Source organism: Roseixanthobacter psychrophilus (assembly GCF_043195195.1).
Taxonomy (GTDB): Bacteria; Pseudomonadota; Alphaproteobacteria; order Rhizobiales; family Xanthobacteraceae; genus NCEH01.
In genome coordinates this window covers 113,208-127,904 of the sequence record NZ_JBAFWT010000009.1, presented here as the reverse complement: position 1 = coordinate 127,904, position 14,697 = coordinate 113,208, and the positions used below count along the sequence as shown (strand labels likewise).

Sequence of the window (14,697 nt, the reverse complement as noted above, 5' to 3'; positions counted from 1 at the left end):
GGCCGGGGCCTCGATACCCAAGCGGGCCGACCAACACTGCCGCCCAATTCCCCGGCCGGGGAGATCGCGACATATTGTAAGGGCCAAGGACTTTCGCGCCATGCAGGGCCGGCTTCTCCAGCATCCAATTTGTCGCAAGGACCTGGGCTGCGCTGCGGCCGGGCGAAATGATCTATAAGGCTACGAGCCGCCATTGGAATGTCGCTCAGGAATGCATCACGCCGTGTCTCCCGAAGGCCACATCCTCATCGTTGACGACGATGCCGAGATCCGGCGCCTCGCCGGCAAGTTCCTGCGCGAGCACGGGCACAAGGTCACGGCCGCGCAGGATGCCCGCGAGATGCGGGAGGCGATGGCCGCCGGCACGGTGGACCTCGTCATTCTCGACGTCATGCTGCCGGGGGCGAGCGGGCTTGATCTGTGCCGGGACATCCGCCGCACCTCGAACGTGCCCATCATCATGCTGACCGCCCGCGGCAGCGACGTCGACCGGATCGTCGGGCTGGAACTGGGCGCCGACGACTATCTGGCGAAGCCCTTCAATCCACGCGAACTGCTCGCCCGCATCCATGCCGTGCTGCGGCGGACGCGGCTGTCCGACCCCGCCTCTGCTAGCGGGGGCACCTGCCTGACGTTTTCCGGCTGGACGCTCGACACCCGACGGCGGGAGCTGACCAATCCGGAAGCCGCCATCGTCGATCTCTCCACCGGCGAATACGACCTGTTGCTGACCTTCCTCGAGCATCCCCAGCGCGTGCTGACGCGCGACCAGCTGATGGATGCCGCGAAGAACCGCATCGCCACCGGCTTTGACCGGGCGATCGACATCCAGGTAAGCCGGCTGCGCAGGAAGCTTGATTCGAGCGGTGGGCCGGAGATGGTCAAGACGGTGCGCGGAACCGGCTATTTCTTCGTCCCGGAGGTGGCGCGCTCATGATCCGCGCCCTCGACAGCCTCGCCCTGCGGACCGCAGTCGTGGCCGTGCTCGGAATCGTCGTGGTCCATGTGCTGAGCCTGTGGACCTACGAACATGCCATGGAGCGGGAGCGCCATGCGGCACATGCCGTCCGCCTCGCCGACCAGGTCGTGGCGCTGCGCCGGTCGCTCGCCGCGACGCCGCCGGACCAGCGCGAGGACGTGGCTCATGCCCTGTCGGGGGGCGCCATCGATGCCCATTGGGGCCGCGCGGCCATGGCGGCGACGGGGCCCCACGCCGACCCGTCCGCCCAGCGCCTCGCCGCCGAAGTTCGCGCCCTCGCACCGGACCTTGCCACAGCGGACATTCTGGTTGGCGCCGGGCCAGATCCGCACCTTAGCCTCGTGGCCGTGCGCCTGCCCGACGGGAGCTGGCTGAATGTGCGCCTGTTCGCCTCGGTGCCGCAGACCTCCGGGAGCCACGGCTCCCTGTTGTCCACCACGCTGATGGCGGCGGGGGTGCTGCTCCTGTCCCTCGCCATCGCCGCATGGCTCACGCGGCCTTTGCGGGCCATGGCGCGCACCGTCGCGGCCCTTCCGCCGGATGCGGCGCGCATTCACCTGCCCGAGACGGGGCCTAAGGAGGTCCGCGAGCTGGCCCACGCCTTCAACGGGATGCAGGCGCGGATCGCCGGGCTGGTCGAGCGGCGCACCCAGGCCCTCGCCGCGGTCTCCCACGATCTGCGCACGCCCATGACACGCCTGCGCTTCCGCCTTGAGGATGTGAGCGACCCGGCGCTGCGCGATGCCATCGCCGGGGACGTCGCGGAGATGGAGCAGATGGTCGAGGCCACGCTCTCCTACCTGCGCGGCGAGGCGAGCGAGGAGCCGGTGCGGCAGCTCGATCTCGTGGCCCTGGTGGAAACCATCGTGGACGACGCGCGGGACCGGGGCCTGCGGGCCGATCTTTCGGCGCCGCCGCGCCTCGTCGTCGCGGGACGGCTCGTCAGCCTGAAGCGGATGGTGGGCAATCTGGTGGATAACGCGCTCGCCTATGGCGGCTCCGCGCATGTGTCAATTATGGACGAGGAAGCGGATGCCGTCCTGACGGTGCGGGATGAGGGACCGGGGATTCCAGAGGACCAACTCGCCGCCGTGCTCGAGCCCTTCGTGCGGCTTGAAGCCTCGCGCAGCCGCGCCACGGGCGGCGTGGGCCTCGGCCTCACCATTGCCAGCGCGGTGGCCGAGGCGCACGGCGGCGCGCTGGCCCTCGCCAACGTCCCCGGCGGCGGCCTCATCGCCACGGTGCGCCTGCCCAAGGTCCAGGCTGAAACAAACTGATACAGAAGCGATACGCGGCGTGACGCGCCGCACGCTATCGCTCTCCGCTACCGGAATCGCGAGCGGACGGGTTGAGGCATGGCGCGTCATTTCTTGCGGAAAGCCGTGTTCGGCCTGTGCGGGCTTCTCGCCGGCGCGGCGCTATCCGGCCCCGCTGTGGCCCACGAAGGCCACGACCACGGTGCGCCCCCACCGCCCCCGGTGACGACGCTCGTCCCCCGCGCCGAGGCGACCTCCGCTGATTTCGAGCTGGTGGCGGTGCTGCGCGACGGCACCCTCACCATCCACCTCGACCGCTTCGCCGACAACGCCCCGGTGGAAGGCGCCACCATCGAGGTGGACACGCCCGAAGGATCGCGGACCGCGAAGCCCGCGGGGCCGGGCGCCTATGTGCTGCCGGTTCCCTTCGCTGCTAGGCCGGGCGCGCACGACCTCGCCTTCACCGTTACGGCCGGCGACGCGGTGGACGTTCTTGCCGCCACCTTGACCATACCCGCCGCTCCGACATCGTCCGAGAAGCAAGCGCCGGTGGTGCTGGCGCAGCTCGGCGGTCTGCCAACCGACCTCCTCGCGGGCATTCTGGCGGGCCTCCTCATCGGCTTCCTGGCCGGAGCGCTGGTCATGTCCCGGCGGCGGGCGGGGGCGCTCCTCATCCTCGGATCGCTCGGCGTCGCTCTGACCGGCGCCCCGAAGGGCGCATGGGCGGCGGACACGCGGCCCCCCGCCCGCGATGCCGCCCAGCGCCTTCCCGACGGCTCGGTGATCGTGCCCAAGCCGACCCAGCGCATCCTCGGCGTGCGCACCCTCGTGACCGCCGCGGGCACCTTTGCCGGCACGGTCGAGCTGCCCGGCCGCGTTGTGCCGGACGTCAATGCCAGCGGCCTTGTCCAGGCCGCGGTGGGTGGGCGCCTTACGCCGCCGGAAGGGGGCTTCAAGCCGCTCGGCACGAAGGTCGAGGCTGGCGAGATCCTCGCCTATGTGCATCCGCCCATCGGCGCCTCCGACCTCAAGGACCTGGAGCAGCAGGGCTACGAGCTGGACCAGCAGATCGCTATCGTGAAGCGCCGCTACGAGCGGCTCTCGGCCATTCCCAACGCCGTCACCCGCCGCGAGGTGGAGGAGGCGGAGATCGAGCTGAAGGGGCTCCAAACCCGCCGCGCCAGGCTGGAACGGGTGCAGCGCGAGCCGGAGGCGCTGCGCGCGCCGGTGTCGGGCGTCATCGCCGCCGCCGATGCCGTGGCGGGGCAGATGGCGGACCCGAACACGGTAGTGTTCCGCATCGTCGATCCCCGCCGACTGTGGGTGGAGGCGCTCGGCTTCTCGCCCGATGTCGGCCGATCCGGTGCCACAGGACGCCTGCCCGACGGGCGAACCGTGGCGCTCGCCTTCATGGGCGCGGGGATATCTGACCGGGCCCAGGCACTTCCCCTCCTGTTTTCTGTCGCCTCGAATACCGGGGAGCTGCGCCCCGGCCAGTTCCTGACGGTCTTCGCGGAGGCCGGCGCCCCGCGCTCGGGCATCGCCATCCCCCGCTCGGCGGTGGTGCGCGGGGCGAACGGCCAGCCCATCGTCTATGAACACGTCAGCGCCGAGCGCTTCATGCCGCGCGAGGTGAAGACGGAGCCCCTCGACGCGTCTCGCGTGCTGGTGCTGGCGGGCCTCGCCCCCGGCCGCCGCATCGTGACCGATGGCGCCGAACTCCTTGACCAGATCCGCTGAGGCCGGGGATGTTCACGGTCCTCGTCACCCAATCCCTGCGCAACCGCTTGCCGGTGCTGGCGCTCGCTTTGGTGCTGGTGGTCTACGGCACCTATGCGGTCACGCGGCTGCCGGTGGACGTGCTGCCGGATCTCAACCGGCCCACCGTCACCATCATGACCGAGGCGGAAGGGCTCGCGCCCGCCGAGGTGGAGCAACTCATCACCTTCCCGCTGGAAACGGCCATGAACGGCCTGCCAGGCCTCGCCCGCCTGCGCTCGGTGTCCGGTGTCGGCCTCTCGGTCCTCTATGTGGAATTCGACTTCGGCACTGACATCTTCCGCGACCGCCAGCAGATCGCGGAGCGCCTCGCTTTGGTGCGCGACCGGCTCCCGGCGAACGTTGCGCCGCAGATGGGTCCTATCAGCTCCATCATGGGGCAGGTCCTGATGTTCGCCGTCACCAGCGACACCGCATCGCCCATGGCGGTGCGGGAGGCGGCGGACTTCGTCATCCGCCCGCGCCTCCTCGCCATCCCCGGCATTGCGCAGGTCATCCCCATGGGCGGGGAGGTGCGGCAGTTCCGCGTCGCACCGGATGTTGCCGCCATGCGCGCCTACGGCATCACACTCGACGCGCTGGAAAAGGCGCTCTCCCAATTCGGCACCAATTCCGGCGGCGGCTTCGCCGACCAGGGCGGCCGGGAATTCCTCATCCGCAACATCGCCCGCACCCTCAGCCTCGACGACCTGAAGACCCTCGTCCTGCCCCGCCCCGCCGGCGGCAGCGTCTTCCTTCATCAGATCGCGCAGGTGGACCATGCGGCGCGGCTGAAGCGCGGCGATGCCGGCTATATGGGGCGGCCTGCCGTGATACTCTCCGTGGAGAAGCAGCCGGAGGCGGACACCCTCGCCCTCACCCGCGCGGTGGAAGAGGCGGTGGCGGACCTCAACCGCACGCTGCCCGATGGCATCCGCATCTCCCCGCCGGTGTTCCGGCAGGCGGACTTCATCGCCGCCTCCATCGGCAACGTGGAGAAGGTGCTGCTGGAGGCCATGGCGGTGGTGGCCGTGGTGCTGTTCCTGTTTCTTCTCAACTGGCGCACCACCGTCATCTCGCTCACCGCCATCCCGGTGTCGATCCTGGCCACAGCCATCGTGTTCCACGCCTTCGGCCTCTCCATCAACACCATGACGCTGGGCGGCCTCGCCATCGCCATCGGCGAACTGGTGGACGATGCGGTGGTGGACGTGGAGAACATCTTCCGGCGGCTGCGCGAGAATGCCGCCGCGGCGGCGCCCCGTCCCGTGTTCGACGTGGTGGTGGCGGCGAGCCGGGAGGTGCGCTCCGGCATCGTCTACGCCACCCTCATCATCGTGCTGGTGTTCGTGCCCCTGTTCGCCCTGCCGGGCATCGAGGGGCGGCTGTTCGAGCCGCTGGGGCAGGCCTATATCGTCTCCATCCTCGCGAGCCTACTGACCTCCATCACGCTCACGCCGGTGCTCGCCTTCTACCTGCTGCCCGCCCTCAGCCGCCATGCGGAAAGGGATGGGGCGCTGGTGCGGATGCTGAAGGGTGGCTACGCCGCGCTCCTTTCCACCGCCTTCCGCCACCCGCGCCTGGTGATGGCGGGAACCGCCCTCCTGTTCGTCGCCGCGCTGGCCGCCGCCGCAGGCCTGCCGCGCGCCTTCTTGCCGCCGTTCAACGAGGGCTCGCTCACCATTTCCATGTCGTTCCGGCCCGGCCTCTCGCTGGCCGAGAGCCACCGCATGGGGCTTATCGCAGAGACGCTGATCCTGGACGTGCCGGAGGTGAAGGCGGTGGGTCGGCGCACCGGGCGGGCGGAGCTCGACGAACATGCGGAGGGCGTGCACGCCTCCGAGATCGAAGTGGACCTTCAGCCCTCCGCCCGCAGCCGGGCCGAGATCACCACTGACATCCGCGACCGCCTCTCCGTCCTGCCGGCGTCCTTCAACGTGGGCCAGCCCATCTCCCACCGGCTGGACCACATGCTCTCCGGCGTGCGGGCCGAGATCGCCCTGAAGCTGTTCGGCGACGACCTCGACAGCCTGCGCGCCACGGCGGAAAGCCTGCGCCAGCGCCTCGGCGCCATTCCCGGCCTCGTCGACCTGCAGGTGGAGCGGCAGGTGCGGGTGCCGGAGGTGACGGTGAGCGTGGATTACGGCCGCGCCGCCCTCCATGGCCTCCAGCCCGCACAGGTGACGGACGCGCTGGCACGGCTCTCCAACGGGCGCGTGGTCTCGACCCTCGTGGACGGCAACCGGCGCTTCGACCTGGTGGTGCGCCTGCCCGAGGCAACGCGCAGCGCAGAGGGGCTGACCCGCCTCCTCATTGAGACCCCATCCGGCTGGGTGCCCCTTTCCCACGTGGCGGACGTGAAGGAGACGGATGGGCCGAACCAGATCCTGCGCGAGGGCGGGCGCCGGCGCATCGTCGTGCTCGCCAACACCTCCGGCGGGCGCGACACGGCGGCCATCATCGCCGACATGCGCCGCGTGATCGCCGCGACGGACCTGCCGCCCGGCATGTCCACGACCCTCGAAGGCACCTTCGCGGCGCAGGAGGAATCCATGCGCACCATCGGCGGCCTCGCGGCCGTATCGCTGCTCCTGGTCTTCGCCATCCTCTACAGCCGCTACCGCTCGGCACTGTTCGCGCTGGTCATCATGGGTAGCGTGCCGCTGGCCCTCATCGGCGCGGTGGTGGCCTTGTGGCTGGCCGGGCAGCCGCTCTCGGTGGCGAGCATGATCGGCTTCGTGACGCTGACCGGCATCGCCGCGCGTAACGGCATCCTGAAGATCAGCCACATCATCAATCTCGCCATCACCGAAGGCCTGCCGTTCGGTCCCGCGCTGGTGGCGCGCGGGAGCCTTGAGCGGCTGACCCCGGTGCTGATGACGGCCGCCTCCGCCAGCATCGCCTTGCTGCCGCTCATGAGCGGGGCCGAGGTGCCGGGCAAGGAGATCCTGCACCCGGTGGCCGTCACCATCTTCGGCGGCCTCGTCAGCGCCACGCTGCTCGATGCCGTGCTCACCCCCGTCCTCGTCCTTCTCTACGGCCGCCGCCCGCTGGAGCGGCTGGTGGCGGCGGCGGGCGAGACCGGCCCCACCCCGGCCGCCGCCCGTGCGGATGCCTTTTGATCGGAGTGCGCCATGATCTTCCGCCCCCTTGCGTCGGCCCTCATCGCTCTTCCCCTGCTCGCGACGCCACTCCTCGCGCACGAGCCCGGCACCGGCCCCAACGGCGGCGTGCGCGTGGATGCCGGGCATTATCACGCCGAACTGGTGGCCGATGGGACGACTGCCGTCTCGCTCTATCTCAGCGACGGCTCCGATAAGCCGGTTCCGGCCGACGGCTTCAAGGTCAATGCCATCCTGCTGGTGGACGGCAAGGCTCAACGCTTCCCCCTGACGCCCGCCGGCGGCAGCCGGCTTGCCGGGACCGCCCCGGTCGCCGTGCCCAAGGGCGTGAAGGGCGCCGTCCAACTCACCGCGCCCGACGGCTCCACGACCCAGGCGAAATACTGATCTCAATCCCTGCCTCGCCTCGTCTGCCCGGCGACGCACCCAGGAGGCCGACCATGACCCGACCTAAGCACCTGTCTTCCCTGTCCCGCCGCACCTTCCTCGCGGGTGGCGCTGCCGCCGGTGCGCTCGCTTTCTCCGGAGGGTGGAGCCGCATCCTCGCCGCCCCGCTCATCACCGTGGAGAGCCTCACCCTCGACGTGAACGGCAAGGCGGCCAAGGTCTTCGCCGTCAAGGGCCCGGCGGGCGAAGGCATCTTCGCCAAGGAGGGTGACCGCCTCACCGGCACCGTGCTCAACGCCTCGCAAACCCCGTCGGTGATGCACTGGCACGGCCAGATCTTCGCCCCGCCGGACCAGGACCGCGCCCGCCCCGATGGCGGCGAATTGGCTCCCGGCGGCACCGATCAGGTGGATTTTCGCCTCACGCCGGGCACCCACTGGATGCATTCCCATACGCTCAGCGAGCAGCAATTGCTCGCCGCTCCCCTCGTCACCCGGGAGGCGGATGCGGGCGATGCGCAGGACGTGGTGGTGATGCTGCACGATTTCTCCTTCCGCAGCCCGGAGGAGATCCTCGCCGGCCTCGGTGGCGCGAACGCCCATGGCGGCCACGGTGCTCACGGAGCGGGCCAGCCCACGCTGGGCGCGGCGGGGATGGCGATGCCGGGAATGGGCCATGCCGGCCACGGCATGGGCGCGATGGGCGGCATGGGCGGCGGGATGATGGCGCACGCCAACGACGTCGACTATGACGCGTTCCTCGCCAACCGCCGCACCCTTGCCGATCCCGAGGTGGTGAAGGTGGAGAAGGGCGGAAGGGTGCGGCTGCGCATCATCAACGGCGGCACCGCCACCGCCTTCTTCGTCAGCGTGCCGGGCCTGAACCCCCGCTGCGTCGCGGTGGATGGCTCACCCTGCGTCCCGACGGAGGCGGAGGCTTTTCCGTTGGCCCAGGGCCAGCGCATCGACCTTCTGGTGGATATTCCTGCGAGCGGCGATGCCTTTCCGGTTCTGGCGCAGGTTGAGGCCTCGGCCCGGCGCACCGGCGTCATCCTGGCCACGGCCGGCGCGTCCGTCGCGCGCATCGCCGACACTGCCGACCGTCCGCAGGGCCTGCTCGACCTTACGTTCGAAGAGCGACTTTCCGCGGGGAAGCCACTCGCGCGGCGCAACGCGGACAAGATCTTCCCCATCATGCTCGGCGAGGAGGCCGGCTATCGCTGGACCATCAACGGCCGCACATATGGTGAGGCAAGCCCCTTCGCCGTAAGCCCGGGTGAGCGGGTCGAGATGACCTTCATGAACCCCACCACCATGAGCCATCCCATGCACCTACACGGCCACCATTTCCAGGTGGTGGGCATCGGCGGGCGCCGCTTCTCCGGCGCGGTGCGCGACACGGTGATGGTGCCGCCGCACATGCCCGTCACCATCGCCTTCGACGCCGGGCCGAAGGGCGAATGGTTTCTGCACTGCCACCACCTCTACCACATGGCCACGGGCATGATGGCGGTGGTGAAGGTGGGCTGAACCCGCAGAGGAGAGACCGTCATGTACTACGATCAAATGATGGGCGGCGGCATGTGGGGGATGTGGCTCTTCGGCCTCCTCATCCTGACGCTGGTCGTGCTGGGCATCGTGACGCTCATCAAGTATCTCGGGCGCTGAGGGCGGAGCACTGCCCGGGCAGGATGGGGATCGCGTGATGAAGACCGGCATCGCCTTCGGCCTGCTGTCCGCCGGACTGTTCGGCGCGAGCACGCCATTCGCCAAGCTGCTCCTCGGGGCGATCGATCCCTGGCTGATGGCCGGCCTGCTCTACATCGGAGCCGGCGCGGGCCTCGCCGCCATCCACGGCTTCCGGGCGGCACTCCGACTTCCGGCGGTGGAGGCGCCGCTGCGGCGGGCGGATATGCCGTGGCTCGCGCTGGTGATCCTCGCCGGTGGAATCCTCGGCCCGCTGCTGCTCATGTTCGGGCTCGCCCGGACCGATGCTGCGAGCTCTTCCCTCCTGCTCAATCTGGAAGGGGTGGCGACCATGGCCATCGCCTGGATCGCCTTCCGGGAGAATGTCGATAGGCGCCTCCTCCTCGGGGCGCTTGCCATCCTCCTCGGCGCGGCGGCTCTCTCTTGGCAGGGATCGGCAACCTTAGACCTCGGCGCCGCGCTGATCGCTGGCGCGTGCCTGTGCTGGGGCATCGACAACAACCTCACCCGCAAGCTCTCGTCTGCCGATCCTGTGCAGATCGCCATGCTCAAGGGGCTGATCGCCGGAACCATCAACCTCGTGATCGCCCTCGGCCACGGGGCGCCCGTCCCCTCGACAGGGGCCGTGGCCGCGGCCGCTGTGGTCGGCTTCTTCGGCTATGGCGTCAGCCTCGCCTTGTTCGTGCTCGCGTTGCGCCATCTCGGCACGGCGCGGACCGGCGCCTATTTCTCGCTGGCGCCGTTCGTCGGGGCCGTCCTGGCCATCGCCTTGCTCGGCGAGGCCATTACGCCCCAGTTCGTGATCGCGGGGCTCCTGATGGCGCTCGGCCTCTGGCTGCACCTTTCCGAGCAGCATGAGCACGAGCATGCCCACGAGGCACTGGAGCACGAGCATAGACATCAGCACGACGCCCATCACCAGCACAACCACGATGTCGCGGCACCGGCGGGCGAGCCGCACAGCCACTGGCACCGGCACGCGCCGATGGTCCATCGGCACCCGCACTACCCGGACATCCACCACCGCCATGGGCACGCTCCACGCGGATGACGCATGGCGCACCTGGAAACGGTTGCGGATCGTCGGTTTGTATTGCGGGGGTGATGTAGAATCCCCGCAATGATGATGACGGTGACACTTCTCGCGAATCCGATCCCGCCGCCCTCGGTTCAGTCTTTACCGTTCGGACGCACCAGTTGCTGGCTGACGCCTAGCGCCTGGGCCAGTTCGTGCAGGGTGATGACGGTGGGATTGCGCCGGCCGCGTTCAAGGCCGCTGATGTACTGCTGGCTGAAGCCGGAACGTGCTTCCACCTCCTCCTGCGTCAGGCCCTTCTCCTGACGCAGGCGCACGAAATTCCGTCCGACCAGCTTGCGCAGACGGATCGCAATTTACACCCTCTGAGCTCATCAACTATAATATGTATTCGCTCGATCCTCGAAGGGTTTGGTGCACTGGGCAGAACTACCTTTGTGCACCTTTAAAGCGCACGGCTCGCGCCGCCATCGTGCCTCTGCTAGAAGAGCTGGGTGACGCTGGCCATGAACACGCGGGGAAACATGACCGAGACGTTCGAGGACACAGGACCGACCAGTCTCGAGCTGACAGACTACGACCGGACGCATATCAAGCTCTAGGCGCGGCTGCTTGACGCCACCGTGGATGGCGCCGACTGGCAGGAGATCGTCTCGGTTCTGTTCGGCCTAGACGCGGCGCGGCCCCTCAGGGCGTGGCTCGCCACCAGCAACGCCGCACGGCATTGGGTCGACAGCCGCCATAAGGCCCGCGATGCCAGCCGACGCCGCAGCCCTGCGCGACGGTGATGACCGGGCTCGGACCGGGCTGACCCGGCTGCACGGGAAACGCCTCGGCCTCGACGCTGACGCAGCAGAGCGCCAGAACGGTAGCGAAAAGAACTTTACGCATCGCATTCACATCCCTGTTGATCCGATGCGGCGACAATGCATGGCACCCCCGCAGCGTTCCAGAAACGCGGTCTAAGCGACTGTTTCTTAATGGGAATAAGCGTGCGGGCTCCGCCGCTGGCGGGCCGGCTTGCGCGTGTTCCGGCGGCCGCGCGCCGACGGCGGGGCATAACCTGGAGATATCCGCCGCTGCGCCAAACTGTATCGCGAGGGGTGGAAAGAAGCGGCTAAGGTCGGCTCGGACTTCGCGCATCGTGCGCGCCACATCCTTGCATCTGACCTTCGGGAGCCGTCCATGCCGCTTCGCACGATGCTTTTCGCGCCGGGCAATCACGCCCGGCGAGTTGAAAAGGCCTTCGAAGTGGGGGCGGACGCGGTCATCCTCGATCTGGAGGATGCGGTGGCCGTCAGCGAGAAGAGCGCAACGCGTCCGCTGGTGGTGGAGGCCCTCGGCCGGCCGCGCCGCTGCGCCGGCTATGTGCGCGTCAACGCCATGGATACACCGTTCTGCTTTGGCGACCTTGCCGCCGTGGTGCGTCCCGGCGTCGACGGCATCATGCTGCCGAAAATCGAATCGGCGCGGCATCTGTTCGCGGCCGATTGGATCATCACCCAGCTGGAGCGCCAACACGGCCTGTCCGAGGGCGACATCGATCTGCTGCCCATCGTCGAGACCGCCAAGGGCTTCGCCAATCTGCACGCGATCGTAAATGCCGGCACCCGCGTTCGGCGCTTCGCGTTCGGCGCGGGGGACTTCGCCCTCGACGTCAACATGAACTGGACCGCCCACGAGGGCGAGCTTGCCCAGGCCCGCGCTTGCCTCGTGACCGCCTGCCGCGCCGCCGATCTGGAGCCGCCTATCGATAGCGTCTGGGTCCGGCTCGACGACGCGGAGGGGCTGAAGCGCTCGGCGGAATTCGTGGCCGGCACGGGCTTCCAGGGCAAGATGTGCATCCACCCGGCGCAAATTCCCATCGTGAACGCGGTTTTCACGCCGAGCGACGCCGAAGTCGCCTTCGCCCGGCGCATCGTCGAGACATTCGCGCAAGCCGAGGCGCGGGGCGAGGCCGCGTTCCAGCTTGACGGCAAGTTCGTGGATTATCCCATCGTCTTCCGGGCGCAGCGTGTGCTCGCGACGGTCCAGGCGATCCGCGACCGGGAGCAGGCGGCCTGATGCGTGCGCCGAGGAGTGGGCGCGTGGCGGGCGCGGCGATCGCAAGTAAAGCTGAAATAACCCGCGCCCAGTTGAGGAATCTGCCTGTCGGTATATTGGTACGTCGCGGCCTATACTTCGCCCGCCTGGAATGGACGACGCGGGGCTGGGTCCGGCCGAAGGCTCGGGAGGCAAATACCTCGCGCCGCTTCACCTTGGCGGCGAGGCCTGGCCGCCCAGCGCGCCGGTGTCCGGGACGCGAGAACGATGCGCATGCGGAGATTTTCGGATATAGATCATGTTCAGACAGACAATCGGTTTGTATTCGCGGGTTCTGGACAGGCGTCCCTGGTGACGCCAATATTTGAATCATCGGGCCGTGGCGTCGGGGTTGGTCCAGTGCCATGGCGTGAGACAAGAGAAAAGTACGGCGGATGAGTGAAGCAAGGGAATTTGACAAGGAATTCTTGGTCGCGCGGCCGGCGGCGCTGCTGCGCCACAGCGTGACCGAAAGCATCCGCCAGGCCATCGCCGCCGGCCGGTTTCGTCCCGGCGAGCGCATGCCCGAGCGCGATCTGTGCGAGATGACCGGCGTAAGCCGCACCTTGGTGCGCGAGGCGCTGCGCCAGCTGGAATCCGAGGGTCTGATCGAGGTGGTCGCCCACAAGGGACCGGTGGTGGCCCGCATCACCGCCGCCCAGGCGATCGGGGTCTATCAGGTGCGCGAGGTGCTGGAAGGGCTCGCCGCGCAATTGTTCGCCGCTCACGCAACGGAAGAGCAGCACCGCGACCTGCGTGCCGTCTTCGAGGAGGTGAAGAGCGAAGAACTGGCGGTCAAGCGCGTGACCTTGAAGAACAAATTCTATGAATGCCTCATCGCCGGTTCGGGCAATGATGCCCTGGGCAAGGCCCTGTTCATGCTGAATTCGCGCACCATGTTGCTGCGCGCCCAATCGCTCCAGGCGCCCAACCGCTGGAACCAGAGCCTGAGCGAACTCCAGGCGCTGCTGGACGCTCTCGACGAACGTGACCCCGTGAAGGCGCGCGCCATCGCCATGGACCATGTCCGCCGGGCGGCTTCCGCCGCCATGCACACCTTCTCCATGGATGGACGCGAGGACAAGCGCCGCCGTCGTACACCCGCCGCCTATGCGTGAAACCGCCGCCGATCGCCTCGGACCTGCTGCGCGGTCGGTGGGATGGGCTTATCGCGCGTCGGCGTGCGATAAAGAGCCGGGCGGGGGCGAGATTAGAATAACATTGTATGATTGTAACACTAAATGGCCGCCCCGCCCGAAGAGAGCGCGGCGGCACGTGAGATCGAGCGTTGACCCGAGCCCGGGCAAGCGCTTTCGAGCACGTGCCGTTCAGATGGCATGGCCACCTGAACGGTAAAGCGTTCTCCATCAATGTTTTAGCGGCGGCTTCACCAATCAGCTCGATTCAGCCTGATCGGATCCCATTCTAGGAGGCGCTGCGCACCCTCACGCCGGCCTCGTCTTCCACCAGGGTGACGATCTTGGTGAAGTCGGACTCAAAGCCGAGCTTCTGCACCGCCTCTCCCCAGAGCTTGGCCACCACGTCGCAGCCTTCCAGGGACAGGCCCATGGCCTTGGCCTCTTGCATGAACAATTGCACGTCCTTGTTCATGAGCCCGGTGGAGAAGCCGAAGTCGAAGGTGCCCGGCAGGATCGACTGGGGGAATTTCTGGAGCGTGGCGGTGTTGCGGCCGCTGCCCACATTGATCACGTTGACCATCACCGTGGGGTCGATGCCGGCCTTCGCGCCCATCACCAGGGCTTCCGAGCTCAGCGCCATGGCGGCCGCCGAAAGCAGGTTGTTCACCAGCTTCATGGTCTGGGCGAGACCTTGCTTCTCGCTGATATAGAAGGGTTTTCCGATCACCGTCAGTTCGGGCATCAGGTCGTCGTAATCCGCCTTGGGGCCAGAGAACATGACCGCGAGCGTGCCCGCCTTGGCGCCCCCGACGCCGCCGCTGACCGGGGAATCCATCCACACGATGTTCTTGGCCTTCATCCGCTCGGCAAGGCTCGCGGCCATGTCCGGGCCGGTGGTGGAGAGGTCCACGATCCGCTTGACCAGGGTGCCGGCGGCAAGGCCGTTCTCCCCCATGGCGACCGCCTCGACGATGGGCGGCGTCGGTAGGGAGAGGAAAATGGTCTCGGCCTTGGAGGCGACGTCCGCCGGCGACGTGGCGCGCACGGCGCCGCGGTCGACGAAGGCTTGAACCGCGCTCTCGCGCGTATCGAAGACGACGAGCGAGCGGCCGGCGTCCAGAAGGCGTCCCGCCATCTGCATGCCCATGTTGCCGAGACCGATGAAGCCGAATGTTTTGCTCAAGATTTCCTCCAAACCCGATTGTGGCCGCACGCCGCCTTCTGGCGATCGT

General features: G+C 68.3%; 12 protein-coding genes. 9 read left to right on the top strand and 3 right to left on the bottom strand.

Features of this window, described 5'->3' with window-relative positions; genetic code table 11:
• Nucleotides 1–223: 223 nt before the first annotated feature.
• The 7 genes from V5F77_RS11235 to V5F77_RS11205 all read left to right on the top strand — a co-directional run bounded on the left by V5F77_RS11235 (nucleotide 224) and on the right by V5F77_RS11205 (nucleotide 10,259).
• A complete protein-coding gene (locus tag V5F77_RS11235) occupies nucleotides 224–937 on the top strand; it encodes a response regulator (protein ID WP_429005430.1) in 714 nt (237 codons plus the stop codon).
• Nucleotides 934–2,256: an ATP-binding protein gene (locus V5F77_RS11230; RefSeq protein WP_429005429.1), complete on the top strand. Its 1,323-nt coding sequence runs from the start codon at nucleotides 934–936 to the stop codon at nucleotides 2,254–2,256. Before V5F77_RS11235 ends, V5F77_RS11230 begins: the two co-directional genes overlap by 4 nt.
• A gap of 78 nt (nucleotides 2,257–2,334) precedes the next feature.
• Nucleotides 2,335–3,975: an efflux RND transporter periplasmic adaptor subunit gene (locus tag V5F77_RS11225; protein WP_429005428.1), complete on the top strand. Its 1,641-nt coding sequence runs from the start codon at nucleotides 2,335–2,337 to the stop codon at nucleotides 3,973–3,975.
• Nucleotides 3,976–3,983: 8 nt separating this feature from the next.
• Nucleotides 3,984–7,115, top strand: a complete 3,132-nt coding sequence (locus V5F77_RS11220; protein ID WP_429005427.1) for an efflux RND transporter permease subunit — start codon at nucleotides 3,984–3,986, stop codon at nucleotides 7,113–7,115.
• Between the two features lie 12 nt (nucleotides 7,116–7,127).
• Nucleotides 7,128–7,502, top strand: coding sequence for a hypothetical protein (locus V5F77_RS11215; RefSeq protein WP_429005426.1), 375 nt, complete (start codon nucleotides 7,128–7,130; stop codon nucleotides 7,500–7,502).
• A 53-nt stretch (nucleotides 7,503–7,555) separates the two neighbouring features.
• The gene (locus V5F77_RS11210; protein ID WP_429005425.1) at nucleotides 7,556–9,031 is read left to right on the top strand and encodes a multicopper oxidase family protein; all 1,476 of its coding nucleotides are present in this window, start codon (nucleotides 7,556–7,558) and stop codon (nucleotides 9,029–9,031) included.
• A 175-nt stretch (nucleotides 9,032–9,206) separates the two neighbouring features.
• Nucleotides 9,207–10,259, top strand: coding sequence for a DMT family transporter (locus V5F77_RS11205; RefSeq protein WP_429005466.1), 1,053 nt, complete (start codon nucleotides 9,207–9,209; stop codon nucleotides 10,257–10,259).
• A gap of 119 nt (nucleotides 10,260–10,378) precedes the next feature.
• On the opposite strand, the gene V5F77_RS11200 is transcribed toward V5F77_RS11205, so the two are convergent.
• Both V5F77_RS11200 and V5F77_RS11195 read right to left on the bottom strand, forming a co-directional pair.
• On the bottom strand, nucleotides 10,379–10,594 hold the full coding sequence (locus tag V5F77_RS11200; RefSeq protein ID WP_429005465.1) for a helix-turn-helix domain-containing protein: 216 nt from the start codon (nucleotides 10,592–10,594) through the stop codon (nucleotides 10,379–10,381).
• Nucleotides 10,595–10,931: 337 nt separating this feature from the next.
• Nucleotides 10,932–11,135, bottom strand: a complete 204-nt coding sequence (locus tag V5F77_RS11195) for a GCG_CRPN prefix-to-repeats domain-containing protein (RefSeq protein WP_429005424.1) — start codon at nucleotides 11,133–11,135, stop codon at nucleotides 10,932–10,934.
• A 294-nt stretch (nucleotides 11,136–11,429) separates the two neighbouring features.
• Here V5F77_RS11195 and V5F77_RS11190 point away from each other — a divergent pair, with 294 nt between their 5' ends.
• Both V5F77_RS11190 and V5F77_RS11185 read left to right on the top strand, forming a co-directional pair.
• The gene (locus V5F77_RS11190) at nucleotides 11,430–12,308 is read left to right on the top strand and encodes an HpcH/HpaI aldolase/citrate lyase family protein (RefSeq protein WP_429005423.1); all 879 of its coding nucleotides are present in this window, start codon (nucleotides 11,430–11,432) and stop codon (nucleotides 12,306–12,308) included.
• A gap of 413 nt (nucleotides 12,309–12,721) precedes the next feature.
• Nucleotides 12,722–13,444, top strand: a complete 723-nt coding sequence (locus V5F77_RS11185) for a GntR family transcriptional regulator (RefSeq protein WP_429005422.1) — start codon at nucleotides 12,722–12,724, stop codon at nucleotides 13,442–13,444.
• 307 nt (nucleotides 13,445–13,751) lie between these two features.
• Here the strand turns inward: V5F77_RS11185 and V5F77_RS11180 are convergent, their stop codons facing one another.
• Nucleotides 13,752–14,651, bottom strand: a complete 900-nt coding sequence (locus V5F77_RS11180) for an NAD(P)-dependent oxidoreductase (RefSeq protein ID WP_429005464.1) — start codon at nucleotides 14,649–14,651, stop codon at nucleotides 13,752–13,754.
• Between the last annotated feature and the right edge of the window lie 46 nt (nucleotides 14,652–14,697).